We start from the raw sequence: 19,878 nt of genomic DNA, 5'->3' as shown, positions 1-19,878 counted from the left end.
GTGCCGATTTGGCAACAAGGTGGGCTCAGTCCTCCAGGCGCACCGTGGCGTCTCCGGCCTGCATCTCAGGGCCTGCGCGATCAAATCGCAGATACGCGATCCCGTTTCCGCCGGCCTGTGTGTACAATGTTCCGACAGGTTTGCCATTTGCACTGATCTCGGTCCCCACCGGGGTCGAGCCCTGGACAACGACGCGTCGCAGACCTTTGCGCAATTCGGTCTTGTGCTTCATGCGCGCGGTCACTTCCTGCCCGACATAACATCCTTTTTTGAAATCCACGCCATTCAGCGCTTCGAACCCTGATTCCAGGATGTAACTGTCCGGGGTCAGTTCAATGCCTGACTCGGGAATGCAGTGCCGGACGCGCAGTGCATCCCAGTCGGTTCCATCATCACCTTCGGGTTCGGGGGAGTAGTTGCGCCAGCCCATGTCCGGGTGGCGGGGATCGGGCAGGACGGTTTCCGGCGCGGCTCCGGTGCCACGTTGCAGGTTCAGATCGGTTCCCTCGATCGTCACATCCGCACGCAGCTTGTACATCGTCAGACGTTTGACCAGATCATCCGCAAGGTGTTCGGCCACATCCAGAAGAACTCCGTCGCCATCTCGTTTCAGGAAGAAATCCGCCAGGTACTTTCCCTGCGGAGTAAGCAGAGCGGTGTAGACCAACCCGTTGTCCAACCCCTTAATGTCGTTGGTAATCAGATCCTGCAAAAAGCTTTCGGTATCCGAGCCGGACAGGCGCAGAATGCGGCGGGTGGGCATGGCTTGGTCCTCGTCATTTCCTCAGGCCTCGTGATATAGGAAGTTCCGATGCCAAGACCAGAGGTTATCAGACGTGCCCGCGCCTATTACCGTCGTAATCCCGACCCTCAACGCCGCCGATGCTTTGCCCGAATGTCTTGGGGCTTTGATGGAAGGGGTGCATGCCGGGTTGATTCGGGAATTGATCATCAGCGATGCCTGCTCAACCGATCACACGCCGGATATTGCGGAAGAGGCCGGTGCGACGGTCGTGACCGGCCCACCATCCCGAGGCGGCCAGCTGCGCCGAGGGTGCGCGCAGGCCAAAGGGGATTGGCTGCTGATTCTTCATGCGGATACAGTGCTGCAACAGGGGTGGAGCGAGACCGTCAGCGCCCACCTGCCTTCAGCCAAACCTGCCGCGTTTCAGCTGGCGTTCCGCGCGCGCGGGATTGCGCCGGCCTGGGTGGCTGGCTGGGCCAATCTGCGCAGCAGGATGCTGGGATTGCCCTACGGAGATCAGGGAGTGCTGGTTCCGCGTCACACCTATCAAGCGGCAGGCGGGTTTCCCGACCAGCCGTTGATGGAAGATGTGGCTTTGGTGCGCGCGTTGCCAAAGGTAACTGTTCTGAACACACGCGCCTTTACGAGTGCGGAGCGGTATGAGCGGGCGGGGTGGATTCGGCGCGGTGCTCGGAACCTGTGGACTCTTCTGCGTTACTTTCTTGGGGCTGACCCGCAAGCTTTGGCGCAGACGTATCGTCGCTGAGCGTGGTGCGCAACTCGACCACGGATTTCCCTAGCCGAAACGGTGCCGCAAAACTGACAAGGCATAGGGCCACGATTTGCAGGACAAGAATATGAGCATTGTCCTGTAGGTATTCCCATTCTTCTTTCAGCTTCCCGACCTGCGCGATCAGGTCGTCGTAGCTCTGCGCAAGTATCAGGTAGTCGCCAGCAATCGCGGGAACCTTGCGACGCATGTTGTCAATGGCGGTCTGTGTGTTTTCGTCCAGTGAAGTGAAGACAAGGAACTGGTCGATGTCAAAGGCATCGGCCTTGGCGGCCATGTCACGTATTTCGTCCTTTTCGTCCTTGGACTGACCCCCAACCAGGAAGTGAAGTCCCTGTAGGGGGGCCACTTCGTTCGTGACCGCGATGAACAGGGGCAGTTCCGAGTTGCTGGCGGTCGAAGCTGAAAGGAATTCAACCTTTTCGCATAAAACGGCGGTATCCGGATCAAAGGCCGGATCACAGAACCGCAGGCGGAACCGGGCCGCATCCCTGTCAAATGCCAGCGTCGCGGCATAGGCCACGTCGATCTGTCGGTCCAGTCGCGAGCTGTCCGAGGTGTAAAGCCCGGCCAAAACAGCCACCAATGCCCCGATGCCACCCAGCACAACCCATACCAGATCAGCCAGTTTCCACGCCCGGTGCCCTGCCGGTTTGCGAAACAGAAAGGCAGTGCCGATTGAGCCGATGACAAAGAAAAGGATCAGCAGCGGCAATTGATTGTCGGTCACAAAACTCATGCGTCCAATCTTAGGACCTGTGACCCGTCCTGCAACAGGGATCACGGGCAGTTGTAACGTCTTACCATATCCCCATACTGTAGGCAGCGCAGGGGGGACTTCGATGACCAAAGAAATCGTTCTTATCCACGGAGCATTTGCCGGACCTTGGTGCATGCAGGATTACGCGGCCTTCTTTCGGGACCGAGGTTGGACGGTTCACGTTCCTGCCTTGCGTTACCATGACGGTGATCCGAAAGCGGACCCCGACCCGGGTCTGACTGATGCCAGTGTCATGGACTACACCAATGACATCGCCGATTTTGTTCAGGGACTGGACCGCAAACCTGTCATTTTGGGGCATGCCATTGCTGGGGTGGTGGCGCAACAAGTGGCGTCTCGTGGTTTGGCCAGTGCCATCGTTCTGATCAATCCCAATGCGCCTTGGGGCACTTTGCCCGAAACCGATGATGAACGGGCTGTACCGCGCACCTTGATGGAAGGCGGCCCATTCTGGAAGCAGCCGATGCGGGTCGGGTTCGATTTGATGGCCCCATTCGCCTTGAACAAGATGGATGAGGCGCAGCAGCACGCTGTATTCGATCAATTGGGCGCGGAAAGCGGGCGCGTGATGTTTGAAATGTTCTTTTGGATGTTCGATGACCATCACGCGATCAAGGTTGATTTCGACAAGGTTGACTGCCCGGTTCTGGTGGTCTCGGGTGCCGAAGACAGGGCTGTTAACCCCGATACCTGCCGCGCACTGGCAACGCGCTATGGGGATCGCGGAACCTTTTTGCTGGTCAAAGATCATGCGCATTTCCTGTTCATGGAGCCGGGTTGGGAAGGGCCGGCCTCGAAGATCGAGAAATGGCTGACAACCCAGGTGATCTGAAACGGGCTTGACAACGATCCACCCTTTGCAGACATGGCGCCAATTGAATGGGGCAGTTGACCCTTTTGGCGCGAAATCTCTGCGGGAAAGGTCCGGACATGACCCTGTTCGTTGTCCTTATTATTCTTTCGGCTGCTTTGCTGCACGCGGTGTGGAATGCAATCGTGAAGACAGCGGCGGATCGAACCACCATGCTGGGTTTGGTCGCTTTGGGTCAAGTGCTGCCTGGGGCACTCATGGTGATGCTGCTGCCACTGCCAAACCCTGAGAGCTTTGTTTACATCCTGCTCTCGACCGTTGTGCATTTCGGCTATTACTTCATGCTGGGAAAAGCCTATCAGCATGGTGATCTGAGTGTGGTCTACCCCATCGCCCGTGGAATTGTCCCGGCGCTGGTTTCGCTTTGGGCAATGGCCTTGGTCGGAGAAGTGCTGCCTTTTCAGGCCTGGACCGGTATCGCCCTGATTGCCCTGGGTATCCAGCTGAGCAGTTGGAAAGCTCTGCGCTCGGGCGTTGGACGCACCGCACTGATGTTTGCGCTGGGCACCGGGTTCTGCATTTCGATCTATTCGGTCGTTGACGGGATCGGTGTTCGGCTGTCGGGTAACACGCTCAGCTATTGGGCGTGGGGTGCGTTTCTGCACCTGTTCATTGCCGGATTTGTCGGGGTGCGGAAACGTGCGACCCTGAAAGACCTGCCAGCCAAAGTGTGGATGATCGGCATTCTTGGCGGGCTGGTATCGATGACAGCTTATGGTCTGGTGCTGTACGCCAAGAACTTCGCACCGCTGGGCGCGGTTTCGGCGCTGCGGGAAACTTCGGTCATCTTTGCCGCACTGATCGGGTTCGTATTCCTCAAGGAAGGCAACTGGGCGCGACGGTTGGGTGCCGCGGTGCTCATGGCCGTGGGTGTCGCCCTGATCGGATTGGCGGTCTGATCCGGCTGAAAAGCCCAGGGCGACAGTGATATTTCTGGCTTAGCGGCCGACCTGAAACGTGCTTTGTGGCTTCCAGTGCATGGTGCCCTTGTCGCTGCTTACACATCGCAGCAGGCGTTCCTCGCGCGTGTTGATCGTGTCAGTCACGGTGTTGTCGCCAAAGATCACGATGAAGGAATCCGGGGAATAAGCCAGCCCCTTGTAATAGCAAAACCGTGTTTCCGCCCCGTCCGGGATCGGAGATGCCAGGCTAAGCGTCTGTTGCGCCGGGGCCTGGGTTGCCAGCATGGCAAAGGCCAGCCCATAGGTCAGTGTTTTCATGTCGTCCTCTCGTCCTGCAAATCTGTTGTCGATCAAAAAGGGTTTGGACGCCCGGACCTCAATCATGGTTTCTTGTTTCAGCAAGTTTGAACGAGATCAACGGGTTAGGCAACGAAAATCCTACACGCGCAGCGACAAGCCAAGGGGGCGATTTTTACGGTCGGTCACTTCTGTGGTAACATGGCCGCATTGTTTAAGGAGAATTGAGAGATGTTCAGACCCTCTGTGCAAGCGATTATGGACGTCATGTCCCAAAAAGGTTTTGTGGTTTTCGACACCCCCACTGTCGATTGGAACCTGAACATAGTGGGCATTCGCGCCCACCCGGTTTCACCCAAGAAATTCGATGATGTCATGACGGTGTTCCACCGGTTTCTTGGCGTTTGGGATATAGCGTATTACCCGATGACGGCCGATCCCAGCGATCACTACCTGAAGAACCCGATAAACCCGGATGGGACGGCCATTCTGGCGCCGGGGCAATATCGGTCCTGCTACAAGATCGATATTCATAAACGAGGCCGGCCCGGAGGCCATAAGGCGCTGTGTCAAAGGCTGGGAACCGTTACCGTGTTTCGGGACAACAACAGGGATGGAAACCTGAACCTTGTTAATCCTCAAAGCGGGATGTTCGGCATAAATCTGCACAAGGGGCCAAACAACGGTGACGATGACACTGCGAATACGATCTATTCCGCCGGGTGTCAGGTATTCGCCGATCAGCGTCACTTTGCCGAGTTTCTGCTGAAATGCGAAGCCGGGCGCGACGCGTTTGGCAACAAGTTCACCTATACGCTGCTGGATCAGGCAGATTTCGAATAAGGCGATGCTTTGCGAAGGTTCTGCAAGCGCCGGGGCAGGACAGGGGCTGGGGGCGTGCCCGGATTCTAAACCGGGCCTTGGCCCTAGGTCTCGCCTTCGGCCTGAAGATCGCGGAAATACCGGATGGTTGCGTGCAACCCTTCTTTCAGTTGCACTTTGGGCTCCCAGCCCAGCAGGGTCCGCGCCAGTGTGATATCGGGCTGGCGCTGCTTCGGGTCATCCTCTGGCAACTCCTTGAAACTGACAGGGGTCTCGGCCCCCACAAGGGCCTGCACTTCGCGGGCCAGCTCGTTCATCGAGAATTCGTTGGGGTTGCCCAGATTGACAGGGCCGGTCACGTCCGCGCCGGTCTCCATTAGGCGGATGAACCCTTCGATCAGATCATCCACGTAACAGAAAGACCGGGTCTGCGTACCGTCGCCAAAGATCGTGATCGGATCACCCGTCAGGGCCTGCATGATGAAGTTCGACACGACGCGCCCATCTGCCGGGTGCATTCTGGGCCCGTAGGTGTTGAAGATGCGGGCGACCTTGATCTCCAACCCCATCTGCCGGTGATAGTCGAAGAACAAGGTCTCGGCGCAGCGCTTGCCCTCATCATAGCAGGATCGCGGGCCAACCGGGTTGACGTTGCCCCAATAATCTTCGGTCTGCGGATGGATGGTCGGGTCGCCATAAACCTCGGAGGTTGAGGCCTGAAAGATCTTGCATTTCAGCCGCTTCGCCAGACCCAGCATGTTGATCGCACCGTGAACGCTGGTCTTGGTCGTCTGCACCGGGTCGTGCTGATAATGCACGGGCGAGGCAGGACAGGCGAGGTTATAGATCTCGTCGACCTCCACAAACAGAGGGAAGGTCACATCATGGCGCATGAACTCGAACCGCGGGTTGTTGTGCAGATGGTCAATGTTGCGCTTGGTGCCGGTGAACAGGTTGTCGACGCACAAAACCTCATGCCCCTGATCCAGAAGCCTGTCGCACAGATGCGAGCCCAGAAACCCGGCCCCACCGGTTACGAGAACACGTTTTCGACTGTCATAAAGGCGGGCCATTGCAAATCCTTAATCGTTAAATCCAAGCCAGCATGTCACGGGGAAGCCGGGTCTTGGTTTGATTTGTAAACCGAAGGCGTTTGAATTGCAGTAGGTTTTGGTTTTTTGAGGGCGCGTGTGGTGTTGGTGCGTCTTCCTATCCGGCCAAGCTTGATGCAAGGCATCAAGCACGCGCCTAACCCGCCCCCCAAGGCGGGCGCGAGGTTAGTTTTGAGGTAGAAGGGATGTTCACTCATTTCGTTACAGTTGACGTGATAGCACACGCGCCAATTTTACGATTGTCAACTTCCGCCAAATTTCTCGAAGTCCTGAAGCAATGCTTCCGCTAAGCCTGAGTTCAAGAATTTTTCTGGGTCTTTAAAGATTTGTCTGCCAACAAGTTGTTTTTGTTTTTCCGACATAGCACTCAAGATTTTTTGCGCCGATGACGCTCTATCTTTAAACAGACTCCATGTCGCAGAGTTCAACAAGGTGTCAGGAAGCGGAAACTCGCCCTCTGAACAGCGCACGAAGCTTTTCCCCAAAATCTGCTTGTCGTCGCGTATTTTGCCGAAGAAGATGATTGGACCTAGCTTAACGTAAGTGGCAAGAAAACTGCCACTTGGAGTGTAAATTGTGTCCCTTTCAACGGACCGTTTTACCCAAGTATTCCAGTTTGACGGCAAAGATGGGTCATTAAAGCCATCAAAATACCCAAGGTGGAGAAAGTATTGGCTATACTCTCCGGGATGCTTGGACGAGCCGGTAAGAAATTGTTTCCAGCTTCTCTCGGCTTTAAACAAAAGATCCAGCGAAGATGGATCATATTTGTTTTCGATTCCTCGATACAACTGAGATTGTACAGTTCGTAGGGCTAGAGAGCAGGCAAAGCGAGAAAGCCAAGAGCCATACTTTGCCGGTATTTCACCACTTCCAGTAGCAGCGTCAAACAGTCGCTTTTTAGCTTTTTGCTCCCACGTTGAAAGTGTTGTTTCGCATTCTGAGCAATACAGGTAGTGCCTATCGCCATCCTGCACCCTTTTATTTGGGTTAGCTCCGGCCCGTAAAAATGGAGTTCCACCGGTATTGATTAACCAACGAAAAACAAACTTGGGGATAACGTGGCTGCTATGAAGGTTCGCCTTCTGTCCACAAAGCCAACACGTTCCTACCCTCAAACATCCAACTCCTCCACGAACCGCGCGTTCTCCTGAATATACTGGAACCGCAGTTCGGGCTTCTTACCCATCAGACGTTCGACCAGATCGCCGGTCTCGCCGGGTTCGTCCTCGTCGATGGTGACCCGGATCAATTTCCGGGACGCGGGGTCCATCGTGGTCTCTTTCAGGTCCTTGGCGTCCATCTCACCAAGACCCTTGAAGCGGGACACGTCGATCTTGCCCTTGCCGCCCAGACCTTTCTCAAGCCACTCATCCCGCTCGGCCTCGTCCAGACAGTAAACCCGTTTGGCCCCTTGGGTCAGACGATACAGAGGCGGGCAGGCCAAATAAAGGTGGCCTGCGTCAATCATGGGCCGCATCTGGGTGAAGAAGAACGTCATCAGCAAGGACGCGATATGCGCCCCGTCCACATCCGCGTCGGTCATGATGATGACCTTGTCATAGCGCAGGTCGTCGAGGTTGAACTTGCTGCCCAGCCCCACGCCCAGCGCCTGCGTCAGGTCGTTGATCTCGGCATTGGTGCCCAGTTTCGAACTGGCCGCGCCCAGCACGTTGAGGATCTTGCCGCGCAAGGGCAGTAGGGCCTGCGTTTTGCGGTCGCGCCCCATTTTGGCCGAGCCGCCGGCCGAGTCGCCCTCGACGATGAATAGTTCGGTGCCTTCGCGTGTTGAACTGGAACAGTCCACCAGCTTGCCGGGAAGACGAAGTTTTTTAGTGGCGGACTTGCGTTGTGTTTCCTTCTCGGCCCGTCGGCGCAGGCGTTCTTCGGCCCGCAGGATCAGGAAGTCGAGGATCGCGCCGGCGGATTTCGTGTCGGCGGCCAGCCAGTTGTCGAAGTGGTCGCGGACCGCGTTTTCCACCAGCCGCTGCGCCTCGACCGTGGCAAGGCGGTCTTTGGTCTGGCCGACGAATTCCGGCTCGCGGATGAAGCAGGACACCAGTGCGCAGCCCCCGGCAATCAGGTCTTCCCGCGTGATCTGGGCGGCTTTCTTGTTGTTGATCAACTCGCCATAAGCCTTGATCCCCTTGAGGATCGCGGCCCAGAACCCGGCCACATGGGTGCCCCCTTCGGGCGTGGGGACGGTGTTGCAGTAGGATTGGATGAACCCGTCGCGCGAGGGCGTCCAGTTGATCGCCCATTCGACCTTGCCGGGGGTTCCGAATTTCTCCTGAAAATCCACGGTTCCGGCAAAGGGTTGGTCGGCATAGGTCGATGAGCCATTCATCGTCTCTTTCAGGTAGTCCGACAGCCCGCCCGGGAAGTGGAAGGTGGCCTCGGTGGGCGTCTCGCCGTCATCGATGGCGGATTTCCAGCGAATCTCGACGCCCGAAAACAGGTAGGCCTTGGACCGGATGGATTTGAACAGGCGGGCGGGTTTGAACCGGTGGTGGCCAAAGATCTGGTCGTCAGCGTGGAAGGTGACTGTGGTACCGCGCCGGTTGGGGGCGGCGCCGACCTTTTCCACTGGGCCCAAGGGGACACCGCGCGAGAAACGTTGTTCATAAAGTTGCTTGTCGCGGGCCACCTGAACGACCATCGAATCCGAAAGCGCATTCACCACCGAGGCGCCCACGCCGTGCAGACCACCCGAGGTCTGATACGCTTTGCCCGAGAATTTGCCACCCGCGTGCAGGGTGCACAGGATCACCTCGAGTGCGGATTTGTCGGGGAACTTGGGGTGCGGATCGATCGGAATGCCGCGCCCGTTGTCGCGCACGGTCAGGGCGTAATCGGCGTGAAGTTCCACCTCGATCCGGTTGGCATGGCCTGCCACTGCCTCGTCCATCGAGTTGTCGAGGATCTCGGCCACCATATGGTGCAGAGCGCGTTCATCCGTGCCGCCGATATACATACCAGGTCGCTTGCGGACCGGTTCCAAACCTTCGAGCACCTCGATCGAGGAGGCGTCATAAGTTGTGGTCGCTTCTGGCGTCAACAGATCGTCGGGCATGGGTGCTGCTCTTGTTTTTGAGTTTCCCCCATTATGGCAGGTGATGTGGTCCGGGGGAAGAGGGGCGCGAGGTGTTGTGGACGGATTGAAGGCGTGGGGCCGCGGGATGCTCGCACAGTGTGGCGGCGTCCCGATTGGCGGTTTTGCTTGAAACCACCACCCCTGGCCGTGGCGCGGGAAGGTCCCGCACTGCCATTGTCGATAGATGGTCAGGGCCTGTATTCCGGGCCGCATATTTCACGACAAACCCGTCCGACAAAACCAGCGACGCGACAAATACCGTTACGCGATCGGGTTGAAGTCAGCCTTGCTGCGTCTCCGGCTCATTGACGGAATCGCTTTAAAAATATATCGTGAAGGAAGAATCCCAAAGTATCTATCTATCAGTTCCAAGCGTTCAAGAGTTACGTTTATTTCGTAATTGGAAGGCTGCTATGGCTACGTTTCAGGACGTTCAAGCAGCAGTGCATGATATTGCTGCCCGTTTGAATGTCACCCCAGAGCTTGCTCGTGCTGCGCTGATTAACCCCGTGTTGGCGCTTGAGGAGCTTGGGTTCGAATTGGACCTGTCTGGCCGACTTGAGCTGGAGGACAGAGCGCGGTTCTCCAAGAAACAGATCGTTGAACGCAAAAGCTTGCGGAAGAAGATTTTCGCCGCGTCCGGGCATGAATTTGATCCCGGGCAGGAACACGATCTTGCTGTGGTACTTTTCGACGAGTTGAAGCTGGTCGATGAGGCTTCGAAACGCCCTGACCTGTCTCCCTTGTCCTTGCCGATGCGAAAAGTGCGCTATTCCACCTCCAAAGTGAAGGTGGCCAGGGTCAAGGCATCGGAAATCGCGCGTCGATTTCCTGGGAAAGCCAAAGGCAAATCCGTCGCCGGGATCGATCCAAGTTTGATCGAGCCCGTGAAGATTCCCGACCCGCTGGAAGCACTGGGCAAGGCGCACAAAATCATCGCTCCGTTACTTGCCTACCGGCAACTTGATGCATCGACACCGCGTTTTGCGACCGAGGCGCTGTATCGTGCCGTGCGAACCGGGAAACGTAGGCTGGTCAATATCACGCCCCGCGCCGTTGTCACCGGCACTGCTTGAAGACACCCGGGCGCGATTCCCTCGCGCCGTCACACCGAGGACGTCAGGATGGCAAATACAAGAGGATATCAAGTTGTCGTCGAAGCCTCGGAAGAGGTCCTGCGAAAGGTCATTCGGGGGGCGTGGAAGTCCGCGGAATGCGACGATGATCCCGGCGATGAAGGCCGCATTCCCGAATTCATGGATGTTCCCGCAGGTGAAACCTTTGGCGGTTTTGTCGTAGCTGACGGGTCGGTTCAGATTCCCGAAGACCAGTTGGACGCCAGCTTGCGCCCGGACATCACCGGTGCCGAAATTCAACTTGGTGTCCTGATCCAGATCGAAATCGAAAACCCCCCGGTTCCATCGGCGCAAATGCTGACGATGACGGCCGATCTTGCTGCGGCTGCGCCGATTGGTCTAATTCCCGGGCGTCAGGATGTGGGATGGCTGTTGGATGGCCTGCCTCGCAACCAGGTGTCCGCCACGCTGACCAGCGGCGATCCGATTGCGTCCAATATCGAGTTGTTCGCAAGCGAATTCGTGGACAAAGCTTATGAGAACGGCGGCCCCGGCGGACCGATCGATCCGGCCTTTCCCTCCATCCCCCATGTCATCGATGAAACCGAGCTGCAATTTGCCTTGGGAGCGTTGACGACGGATGTCCATGCGGAAATCTTCAACGACGCCTCGGATGCGGCGCACGATATTGAAACCACCGTGTCAGGCGGTGACATAACAATTTCGCTGCCGGTTTATCTGCGGATGTTCAACATTGTCGTTGGGCCGACGGTACAGCTTTTTTTCAATCCGCAGGACCCCATGGGGATCGAAACGCGGATCAACATCACGGCACCTTTCAGTCGGGTCGGTTCGGAATTCCGCACGGATTTGAACGCTGCCACCGTTACCGTGGACGCGATCAACCCTGCCGGTCCGGAATATGGGCCAGAGGGTGACAATTACATCGACAACCGTGATCAACTGGCGGCGATCCCGTTGGTCGCGATTGACCTTGACGCCCAGATATCCAGCGAACTGGTGTCGCGGGGGCAGGAATTGGCCAGTGGGCTGGGCGAGATTACAATTGCGGCCCCGACAGTAGCCGAGATCGAAGAATTCATCGGCGACTTTTTTCATCAGGATCTTGAGGCCCGCGATTTCGTTTACATCTGGGGACCAGAGGCAACGGACGAAGAGTTTGAAGTCGACAGCATCACCGTTGGTGTGACAAACGAGTTTCTGGCGATCGCCTTGAACGATGATGGCGGCGGTGACGTAGGCGGGCTTGCCAATTTCATTCCTGCTGACAGGGATTTTGCAATTGCCATCAGCGCGGCCCAGGTCGAAGCATCGATTGAAACGGCGCGCATCGAAGCCGAATTGTCGGATGATGACCTTCCGAAGACCTTTACACCTGACGGGCGCGAAGTCCGGCTGACCGATCTGGACGTGAGCCTCAGGACTGGGGCGATCAGAATATCGGGCAAGGTGACGGTCGTAGACGCGATCCTGGGCAGTATTGATGTGGATGCCGACTTTTTCAATGATGTCGGATTGCGCTGGCAGCCGAACGGTTCGTTGGGCCCAACCGGTGGACAGCAAATGGATCACTTTGAAATCGACAGCGATGTCGATCCCGAAGAATCCGTGCTGCTTTGGGTGCTGACGGCAATCGCCGCGATATTGTCATTCGGCGCTTTCGGAATTCTGGGCGCATTGGTCGTTGTGATCGTGGCCCTTGTCGTCCGGGGAATTGCCGAAAGCATGGGCAGTGAAATCCTGTCAGACGAAGTTACGAATACGGTCACGGGTATCACCGGCTGGCCGGAGAACCTTGCCAGGATCGGGCGGGTCGAAGCGGTTTTCTCTGACCCGATCGTGATTGATACCGACGGTCTTGAAATTGCCGGAGATTTCACGGTTATAAGCAGTTGCGAAGCCACGGATGTCGTCCCGGCGGATTCGGGCGGGGCACGGTCGGGTGCGGCCGCATCGTCCATGTCGCTTGCGGCTGCGAATGAACATCCTGACGCGGGGTACGAGTGGTTGCCGGGTGACGGAACACCGGCCGCGGTCTTGCCCTCGATTCAGCATGTCTATGCTGCAAGTGGTGTCTACACCGCAAAACATGCGCTGACGATCAACCAGCCGGGTGGCGCGCGCAGTCGCAGTTTCTCGCTTGTTACCGTCGAAAATGTGCCGCCGACAGTGGATGCCGGCCCTGATCTGACGGTGCAGGAGGGTGAAGAGGTCACTCTGGTCGCACGGTTCCGAGATGTCGAATACCCCGACACCCACGAATCCATGTGGTATTTCGGTGATCACCACGCGCCCAAACCCGGCGTGATTTCTGAAACCAATGCTCCTCCTGCGGCGACAGGCACGTCGACCGTGACCCATGCCTGGTGCGACAATGGCGAATACACCGTCACAGTGCGTATTCGAGACGTCAACGGGGGCGAGGCCATCGACACCTTGCGTGTCACCGTTACCAATGTTCCGCCCAAAGTCGAAGCTGGCCCGGACCTTTATGCATATGTCTGCACACCGATTACGCTTGTCGCAGATTTCCGGGATCCCGGCTGGTGCGACACGCATACGGCCAAGTGGGATTTCGGCGATTGCAGCGAACCCCGCACCGCCCTGATCGAGGAAACGAACGAACCACCGGCAGCCGAAGGCACGGCGACCGCCTCGCATATCTATGAAAACTGTGGTGACTTCTGGGCCATCTGTACCGTCATGGATGACGATGGTGCCTTTGGTCAGGACGACCTGACCGTCCGGGTCGTGCATTTGCTGAACCCCGGTTTCGAAGATGGTTTCCGTTCGCTTCCAGCGGGCAATGTCGGTCGGTTCTGGACACCCTATGCATGGCTGACCGACTTGGCAGCCTTTCACGCCGGAAAGGGAAATCCCGTTCCGCAATTGGCCCCGATCCCCGCCGATGCCTTTGACTGCGAAGGTTGCATCGTCCGGACCGGGGACAGGTCCCAACGGGTCATCGCGCAGCGCGGCCTTCGCGTCGGTCTCTTGCAATCACTAGGCGCAAACCCGGGGTGGGACTATGAGTTCTCATGTTGGTTCACAACAGAAGCCCGCAGTGCAGGCGGCTATGCTTTGGGGTTGGATCCGCGCGGTGGTGATGATCCGCGGGCGCCCTGGGTGGAATGGTGGACCGGCGATCTGGACGGTGCCTGGCGGCAATTGCGGGGCCGCGTGACGGCGGAAGCCGAAGCCGTGACGGTATTTCTGGAGTTCAGTGGAGATGATCCGCGCAACGATGCGCTTGGCTATATTGATGATTGCGCTTTCATTGCGATTCAGCCGCATTGTCCGGAGCAGCCGAAGCCCGATCCGGAAATTCCCCCGCGTGAACGTTGCATTGATTTTCGCGGCCAGAAACTGCCTTCCCGCCATCCGGTATTGAACGTCGGCGGTGTGCGGTTCCTGCCGACCAAGGGCAGCCTTCTTCAGATCATTGGCGGGTTCCAGCCGCAAGGCACACCCAAATTGTTGCTTTCCATCGCCGGTGTCTTTGCCCATCTGCCGGTCGTTGCTGACTGGGCCCGCCTCAAGCTGAGCTTTGCTGGCGGAAAGCCCATAACGATCATCGCACTTGATGCGGCGGGCAATGTCCTGACGACCCAGACAGGAACGCAGCAGCAGGGGGTACAGATCATCGAGATTCAGGCGAGCGGTATGATGACCCTCGCGATGCGTGCGCAGGAAGCTGCGTTGATCGAGCTGTGTTTCCGGCCGGAACACCCGCGCAGTACGCCCTCGGCAGAGCCTGAACCGGGGCCCGGCATTGTCGTGAATCCGCGCTTCGACCGTGCGGTCGCACCGGCCATGTTCAGTGCAGAGACGACCACGGAGGACAGAACCTTGACCGAAACCAACAGCCCCCATCCGTTCGGCCTGTCCGAGGCGGCTTGGGGCAAGCTGGACACGCAGCTGCAATCGGAATTGGCGAAGGCCGCAACAGACGGCGATGATGGGAACTCGGTGCAGGTCATATTGCGCTTGGCGCCAGACACCCAAGGCAATGCGCCCTCTTTCCGGCGCGCCGAAACGAAGGCACGCGAAGATTATTTCCGCCGACGCACACGGCCCCTGGTCGGTACCCTGGAAAACCTGGGCGGTGACGGGATTGCCGAACTGTGGCTGATAGACAGTGTTGCCGTTGAACTTTCGCCCGGGGCCATCGCGACAATGGCCAACGATTCTTCCGTGGTGATGATCACCCATTCCACCAAACGTCAGGCCATTCCTGAAAACCCCATAAGACCATGATCTAAAGGAGCACGAAATGTCCGAGTTAAGCCGGGAACACGTTGATCGCTTCGAAAGAGCGGAACGTCGTGAAATCGAGAAGCTTCGTGCCGAGTTTGGCAGCGAGTCCATCTCGAAGATGGACAGCATTATCTTGCGCGACCTCTTGGCCAACCGAAAAGAGGCGCGCCTGAACGCTCTGCTTGGCCAAACCGAAACCGCCCAGCTTCCTCGGCATCGCGTGCTGGTCTCGCTGCGCAGCGGCAGGGCATCGCCGGATCGCCCGCCCCGTGCGTTCGACCGGCGCCAGCGCCGCCGTTCGATCATGCAACACCGACGCCATGGCGAAGACGTGGTGGGCAAAATTGCCCGAAGCTTTGAAGAGCGGGGGATTGAAGTCGAGCGGTCGTTTTGGCTGACTCACAGTCTGGTCGTCCTTGCCGATGATCAGCGCATTACGGATATCGCAGGGCGCGCCGATGTCCTGAAGATGGTTCATTGCAAAAACCAGATCCTGATCGACCTGGACAACAGCCGTCCGCTGATCAATGCCGATGTCGTGGAAGCCAGCGGGATCAACGGTGCCGAAGTGGATGTTGCCGTTCTGGATACGGGCGTGGACCAGACACATCCCGAACTTGCCGGGAATTTCGGCACCCAACAGGATTTCACCGGCGAGGGATTGGGCGATCTGAACGGGCACGGTACACATTGCGCGGGTGTTGTCGCCAGCAATGGCGCGACGTTCCGTGGTGTCGCCACGGGGGCGGTCATCCACGACTACAAGCTGCTGGATCAGTTTGGCAGCGGGAACGCTCCCAACTGCGTTGCGGCAATCCAACAGGCCGTGGCGGACGGGATGGATGTTCTTTCCAATTCCTGGGGCTTTTCGCACAGAAACGGCAATTGGGTCGATCCGGACGGAACATGCGTTTTATGTGTCGCCGCTGATGCGGCTTCGACCGCCGGGGTGACCTTTGTGGTGGCCGCGGGCAACGAGGGAAATGACAGTTGCGGCACCTATGACACACGCATTCGCTGTCCGGGTATTGCGCAGAGCGTGATCACCGTCGGCGCAAGCGATGACAGCGACAACATGGCCGGGTTCTCCAGTCCCGGACCAACGCCGGATGGGCGCGACAAACCGGATGTCACCGCCCCCGGCGTGGATATCGTGGCATCGCGATCGGCGACCGGCAATGACATGAATGGCGGCGCGGCGGTGATAGATCCGCTTCATCTCGAGGCCAGCGGCACCTCGATGGCCTGCCCCCATGTCGCAGGGGTCGCGGCGCTGATGTTGCAGCGAAACCCGACACTGCTGCCGGCTGACATCAAGGCAGTTCTCATGGCCACCGCCGTCGATATCGGCGCACCGACCACGCAGCAGGGCGCCGGGCGTGTGGATGCTCGGGCGGCGGTCGGCTCGGTCTGATTTGGATATTTTTGAACGGAGGATACGAACGTGGCAGACTATGAACAGCGGATGCAGCCGGAAGAGGGTGCAAAGGCAGTCGAAAAACTGGCCGAAGATGCTTTGGCGGGTTTCAAGGCGGACGCCAAGAAGGAATATGCTGAACTGGTCAAGCAGTACGAGGGCGCCAGTGCAACGGTTGGTGTTTTTGGTATGGGGTCGGTCGAAGTTTCGGTGATGAGCGGTGAAGTTCTCATCAACCCGAGCCAAAAGCGCAAAGGGAAAGGCCGGGGCGTCGGCGCGATTTCACCGGAAGCACTTGTGGCCATATCCGAAGGCAGGATGACCGTAATGGACGCTTTCCACCGTGGTGAGATTGTCGTTCGCGCCGAGTCCGCAGCATTGCACGAGGGCTACGACAGTTTCATCAGGAACTCCGAAGCGGCGCTCAGGTCGAAGCGTTTGCAGAAGACGCTGGCGCAGTTCCGCAAGATTGCGGATGTCTGACTGGTTGCAAGACGAACAGGTCCGGGCCACGATACCCCAGGTTGAAGCATCCATGTTGGATGCCGTCGCCTCGGACCAGCCGGGATTCGAAGAGATAGCCCACTGGCTTATCGGGGCTGGCGGGAAACGGTTGCGGCCAATTCTTCTGCTGCTTACCGCCCGAAGCCTCACCGACACAGAAGGCCGCAAGCGCGCAATTCAGGCGGCGGCGGCTGTCGAAATGATCCATGTGGCGTCGCTCTATCATGACGACGTCATGGACCGGGCCGAACTTCGGCGTGGAGCGGAAAGCGTGAACCGTCGCTGGTCTTCGCCCATCGCCAGCTTCGCCGGAACATTCATTCTGGCCCGTGCAATAAACCTGTTGGAGTCCATCAGCCCAAAGGCCTCTGAGCTGGCTGGCAAACACTGCGCTGCGCTGTGTCTGGGGCAGTTGCGCGAAGCCGAAAACGCCTACAACGCCGATTGGACCATTGAAGAGCATCTTGAAATGCTCGAGGGCAAGACGGCCGAGCTGTTTGTTCTCGCCGCATCGTTGGGGGCGATGTTGGCGGACGTAAGTGATCAGGATCGAGACGCACTGATCACCTATTCAAAGTGCCTCGGCCTTGCATTTCAGCTGCGCGACGATGTTCTGGACTACATTGCAAGCAGCGTGGAGCTTGGAAAAGGGTCCGCCTCTGATCTGCGCGAAGGGGCCTATACGATGCCGGTGCTCCTGTGCCTGGGTCAGAACGGACAGGCCGCCGATGAATTGCGGGCCAGGTTGAGGCTGGCCGACATGCAAGATGCGGATATTTCGCGTGCTGTAGAGATCATTCGCAATTCGGGCGCGGTCGAAGCTACGGAACAGTTGGCGCGGCACAAATCTGAAGCGGCCGTCAAGGTCATTGCCGGGCTTGACGATCATGTGCTGCGCGACTCGCTGGCAAACCTCGCCCGGCTTTCTGTCGAAAGGCGGGCCTGACATGGACGGCTACGGCCCTTTTGCCGACGATCTGCCGCTTGCGACGCCCAAGGAGGCCGCGGCCGAGACTTGGGACGCCATCATTGTCGGTGCGGGGCCCGGCGGCAGCGCTGCCGCCATCGAACTGGCACGCAGAGGTCGAAAGGTCATTCTGGTCGACCGTGAGGATTTCCCTCGGGACAAAAGCTGTGGAGACGGAATCACCCGGTCCGGCATCTCTCAGTTGAAACGCCTTGGCATTCTGTCTGCGCTTACAGATCAGCAGGAGGTCGAAGGTGTGCGTGTCCATATGCGCAAAAGGGGCCACCGGGATTTTAGATACGAAGGCGAAGACGACTATGGGCTGGTTGTACCCCGTTTGATACTGGATGATTGTCTTTTGCGTCAGGCCCGCGCGGAAGGTGCAGCTTTCTTGCCGAAATGCCGCGCCGACGATCTGGTAACGGATGAAAGCGGGACTGTCACAGGTGTCACCGCTCGGATGCAGGATGGCACGACAGCGGTTCTGACCGGGTACATGGTCATCGCCGCAGACGGGGCCGCGTCTCGATTGGCGAAAGCAGCGGGATTGCGGGAAACACCGGAACAAGGCTATGGCACCGCGCTTCGCGGTTATGTCGATGGCTGCGGAGACACTCCGCCACTGCTGGAAATAATGCTGCCGTTGACTGATGTTACGGACCGGTATTTGTTGCCGTCCTATGGCTGGGCGTTCCCAACGGGGAAGGGAACTGCAAATGTCGGTGTCGGGCTGTTTTGCAGGGCGTTTGATGCCAATGTCAGGACATTGTTCGATCAATTTCTGGACGTGCTCCGCAAGGATTATCCGGAATATTCGGGCATTCAGTTGTCCGGCACGACCTTGGGGGCACCGCTGAGATTCGATTTCGCACCGGAACGCGCCGCCCATTCGGGTCTGTTGCTGGTTGGGGACGCCGCCGGTCTTATCAGCCCGTTTACAGGCGAAGGAATCAGCTTTGCGCTGGAATCCGGTGCGCTTGCGGCGCAAACCACTGATCGGTGCCTCCGCACCGGGGCAGGCCCCTGGGTGGCGGCGGAAGACTATGCGCTTCTGCTGGGGGATCGCTTTGCCGGGTACTTCACGCTCGGGAACCGCGCAAGCCGCCGATACGAGTTCATCTGGCGCGTGTTGGACGATACGTTCGAAAGCGAAAAGCCGGTTCACAACATGCTGCGCCGTGCCGTTTTGGTGCCTGAAGGCACTGGCGGTGATGTGGAAAGCGCCATGTTGGATGACGTATCGCCCCTTGTGCGAGTGCCCGAGATGCCGCTTGGGGACGACCTGCGCGATGTGGGCGCGCGCCTCAATCACATCGTGCGCACCGATTGGCCGTTTCTGACGCGCATGTCCTTCGCGGGCAAGCGAGCTGACATGGTTGCCTTTCGACCTTCGCTGTTGCTTTTGCTGACGTCCTATCTGGGTGATGTCGAGGCAAAAAGACGTCGGGCCGCGGCCACGGCGCTGGAACTCGCGTATCTGGGGTTTCTTGCCCAAAGCGGCATTCGGGGGATCGAGGCTGCGGCAGCAACAGCCGACGCCAAGGCCAACTGGGGCGACAAGCTTGGGATACTGACAGGCGACTACTTGTTGGCGAAAGCACACGAAGTCGGCGCACGGGACTGCCCGGATCTGGTGCCATCAATTCTGAGCGCCATGGCCTCGGCATGTGAAGGCCGAGTGTCCGAGCTTCGGTCCGCATGGCAACCGGATTTGACGGTCGAAATGCGCATCGCGCAGATCCGGCAATGTATGGCTGCATTTTTTCGACTGCCTTGCGAACTCGGTGCGATGCTTGCCGAACAATACGAACTGTCAGTCGCCTTTCGCGATTATGGCGAAAATCTTGGCCTGGCTTACCTGCTGACCGAGGATGAACTTGCCCTGGACCGCCCTGCGGGCAGCACACCTTTTGCGTCAGACCTTTCCAGCGGGCTATTCAGCGTGCCTATTCTCGAGGCGACGCGGGGGCAAACAGGGGGCGCGGCAGCCCGTGCTTTCCTTAGCCACCGCGACCCCGCGCGGTTTTTGGCAGAGCTTTCCCCGGCCACGCGCCATATCAAGAGGCAGCAATTGCCTGAAGAATACCGCGATCAGGCAATAGCGGCGCTAAGCCCCGTGCCACGGGGCGGCGTGGCAAAATCGCTTTCGGCGCTTGCAGGTTACGCGGTAAGTCGACAGGTCCCAAAACGCCGCGTGCTGTAAAAGTGTGATCCAGGTTCCG

Annotated in this window: 15 protein-coding genes and 1 pseudogene; 10 read left to right on the top strand and 6 right to left on the bottom strand. The window is 58.2% G+C overall.

The window, feature by feature from the left end:
• Nucleotides 1-25: 25 nt before the first annotated feature.
• On the bottom strand, nt 26-763 hold the full coding sequence (locus tag GOW56_RS16770; protein WP_171170419.1) for a folate-binding protein YgfZ: 738 nt from the start codon (nt 761-763) through the stop codon (nt 26-28).
• 73 nt (nt 764-836) lie between these two features.
• On the opposite strand from GOW56_RS16770, the gene GOW56_RS16765 reads away from it, so the two are divergent.
• Nucleotides 837-1,511, top strand: coding sequence for a TIGR04283 family arsenosugar biosynthesis glycosyltransferase (locus GOW56_RS16765; RefSeq protein ID WP_171206583.1), 675 nt, complete (start codon nt 837-839; stop codon nt 1,509-1,511).
• A 7-nt stretch (nt 1,512-1,518) separates the two neighbouring features.
• On the opposite strand, the pseudogene GOW56_RS16760 reads toward GOW56_RS16765, so the two are convergent.
• Nucleotides 1,519-2,274 (bottom strand): annotated as a pseudogene (locus GOW56_RS16760) (hypothetical protein); the annotation flags it as partial.
• Between the two features lie 103 nt (nt 2,275-2,377).
• Between GOW56_RS16760 and GOW56_RS16755 the strand changes: the two are divergent.
• Both GOW56_RS16755 and GOW56_RS16750 read left to right on the top strand, forming a co-directional pair.
• Nucleotides 2,378-3,148 carry an alpha/beta hydrolase gene (locus GOW56_RS16755; protein ID WP_171206582.1) on the top strand — a complete coding sequence of 257 codons (771 nt, stop codon included), beginning with the start codon at nt 2,378-2,380 and terminating at the stop codon, nt 3,146-3,148.
• A 98-nt stretch (nt 3,149-3,246) separates the two neighbouring features.
• Nucleotides 3,247-4,086: a DMT family transporter gene (locus GOW56_RS16750; RefSeq protein ID WP_171206581.1), complete on the top strand. Its 840-nt coding sequence runs from the start codon at nt 3,247-3,249 to the stop codon at nt 4,084-4,086.
• A 39-nt stretch (nt 4,087-4,125) separates the two neighbouring features.
• On the opposite strand, the gene GOW56_RS16745 is transcribed toward GOW56_RS16750, so the two are convergent.
• Nucleotides 4,126-4,407, bottom strand: a complete 282-nt coding sequence (locus tag GOW56_RS16745; protein WP_152457476.1) for a hypothetical protein — start codon at nt 4,405-4,407, stop codon at nt 4,126-4,128.
• A 210-nt stretch (nt 4,408-4,617) separates the two neighbouring features.
• On the opposite strand from GOW56_RS16745, the gene GOW56_RS16740 reads away from it, so the two are divergent.
• Complete coding sequence (locus GOW56_RS16740) at nt 4,618-5,229, top strand: hypothetical protein (protein ID WP_171206580.1); 612 nt, start codon at nt 4,618-4,620, stop codon at nt 5,227-5,229.
• An 83-nt stretch (nt 5,230-5,312) separates the two neighbouring features.
• On the opposite strand, the gene GOW56_RS16735 is transcribed toward GOW56_RS16740, so the two are convergent.
• The 3 genes from GOW56_RS16735 to parE all read right to left on the bottom strand — a co-directional run bounded on the left by GOW56_RS16735 (nt 5,313) and on the right by parE (nt 9,393).
• Nucleotides 5,313-6,281, bottom strand: coding sequence for a UDP-glucuronic acid decarboxylase family protein (locus GOW56_RS16735; protein ID WP_171206579.1), 969 nt, complete (start codon nt 6,279-6,281; stop codon nt 5,313-5,315).
• Nucleotides 6,282-6,562: 281 nt separating this feature from the next.
• On the bottom strand, nt 6,563-7,438 hold the full coding sequence (locus tag GOW56_RS16730; RefSeq protein WP_171206578.1) for a hypothetical protein: 876 nt from the start codon (nt 7,436-7,438) through the stop codon (nt 6,563-6,565).
• Nucleotides 7,435-9,393 (bottom strand): DNA topoisomerase IV subunit B, encoded by a 1,959-nt coding sequence (parE, locus tag GOW56_RS16725; RefSeq protein WP_171206577.1) that lies wholly within the window; start codon nt 9,391-9,393, stop codon nt 7,435-7,437. Before parE ends, GOW56_RS16730 begins: the two co-directional genes overlap by 4 nt.
• A 353-nt stretch (nt 9,394-9,746) precedes the next feature.
• Between parE and GOW56_RS16720 the strand changes: the two genes are divergently transcribed.
• The 6 genes from GOW56_RS16720 to GOW56_RS16695 are packed head-to-tail and all read left to right on the top strand — an operon-like array spanning nt 9,747 to nt 19,859.
• Nucleotides 9,747-10,490 carry a hypothetical protein gene (locus tag GOW56_RS16720; protein ID WP_171170435.1) on the top strand — a complete coding sequence of 248 codons (744 nt, stop codon included), beginning with the start codon at nt 9,747-9,749 and terminating at the stop codon, nt 10,488-10,490.
• A 48-nt stretch (nt 10,491-10,538) separates the two neighbouring features.
• The gene (locus GOW56_RS16715; protein WP_171206576.1) at nt 10,539-14,768 is read left to right on the top strand and encodes a PKD domain-containing protein; all 4,230 of its coding nucleotides are present in this window, start codon (nt 10,539-10,541) and stop codon (nt 14,766-14,768) included.
• Nucleotides 14,769-14,784: 16 nt separating this feature from the next.
• Nucleotides 14,785-16,182, top strand: coding sequence for a S8 family serine peptidase (locus GOW56_RS16710; protein WP_171206575.1), 1,398 nt, complete (start codon nt 14,785-14,787; stop codon nt 16,180-16,182).
• Nucleotides 16,183-16,212: 30 nt separating this feature from the next.
• Entirely contained in the window at nt 16,213-16,668 is a 456-nt protein-coding gene (locus GOW56_RS16705) for a hypothetical protein (RefSeq protein WP_152457484.1), read from the top strand.
• Entirely contained in the window at nt 16,661-17,635 is a 975-nt protein-coding gene (locus tag GOW56_RS16700) for a polyprenyl synthetase family protein (protein ID WP_171206574.1), read from the top strand. Before GOW56_RS16705 ends, GOW56_RS16700 begins: the two co-directional genes overlap by 8 nt.
• A gap of 1 nt (nt 17,636) precedes the next feature.
• The gene (locus GOW56_RS16695) at nt 17,637-19,859 is read left to right on the top strand and encodes a geranylgeranyl reductase family protein (protein ID WP_171206573.1); all 2,223 of its coding nucleotides are present in this window, start codon (nt 17,637-17,639) and stop codon (nt 19,857-19,859) included.
• Nucleotides 19,860-19,878 lie beyond the last annotated feature (19 nt).

It is taken from the genome of Ruegeria sp. HKCCA0235A (genome assembly GCF_013033235.1).
Lineage (GTDB): Bacteria > Pseudomonadota > Alphaproteobacteria > Rhodobacterales > Rhodobacteraceae > Ruegeria.
The sequence above is the reverse complement of the archived record's forward strand: the minus strand, read 5'-3'. Positions and strand labels throughout refer to the sequence as shown.

Excerpts from the sequence above, each read along its gene's own strand:
- parE (WP_171206577.1), bottom strand. The coding sequence starts at position 9,393 with ATGCCCGACGATCTGTTGACGCCAGAAGCGACCACAACTTATGACGCC.
- GOW56_RS16745 (WP_152457476.1), bottom strand. The coding sequence starts at position 4,407 with ATGAAAACACTGACCTATGGGCTGGCCTTTGCCATGCTGGCAACCCAG.
- GOW56_RS16715 (WP_171206576.1), top strand. The coding sequence starts at position 10,539 with ATGGCAAATACAAGAGGATATCAAGTTGTCGTCGAAGCCTCGGAAGAG.
- GOW56_RS16750 (WP_171206581.1), top strand. The coding sequence starts at position 3,247 with ATGACCCTGTTCGTTGTCCTTATTATTCTTTCGGCTGCTTTGCTGCAC.
- GOW56_RS16700 (WP_171206574.1), top strand. The coding sequence starts at position 16,661 with ATGTCTGACTGGTTGCAAGACGAACAGGTCCGGGCCACGATACCCCAG.
- GOW56_RS16695 (WP_171206573.1), top strand. The coding sequence starts at position 17,637 with ATGGACGGCTACGGCCCTTTTGCCGACGATCTGCCGCTTGCGACGCCC.
- GOW56_RS16710 (WP_171206575.1), top strand. The coding sequence starts at position 14,785 with ATGTCCGAGTTAAGCCGGGAACACGTTGATCGCTTCGAAAGAGCGGAA.
- GOW56_RS16770 (WP_171170419.1), bottom strand. The coding sequence starts at position 763 with ATGCCCACCCGCCGCATTCTGCGCCTGTCCGGCTCGGATACCGAAAGC.
- GOW56_RS16755 (WP_171206582.1), top strand. The coding sequence starts at position 2,378 with ATGACCAAAGAAATCGTTCTTATCCACGGAGCATTTGCCGGACCTTGG.
- GOW56_RS16740 (WP_171206580.1), top strand. The coding sequence starts at position 4,618 with ATGTTCAGACCCTCTGTGCAAGCGATTATGGACGTCATGTCCCAAAAA.
- GOW56_RS16735 (WP_171206579.1), bottom strand. The coding sequence starts at position 6,281 with ATGGCCCGCCTTTATGACAGTCGAAAACGTGTTCTCGTAACCGGTGGG.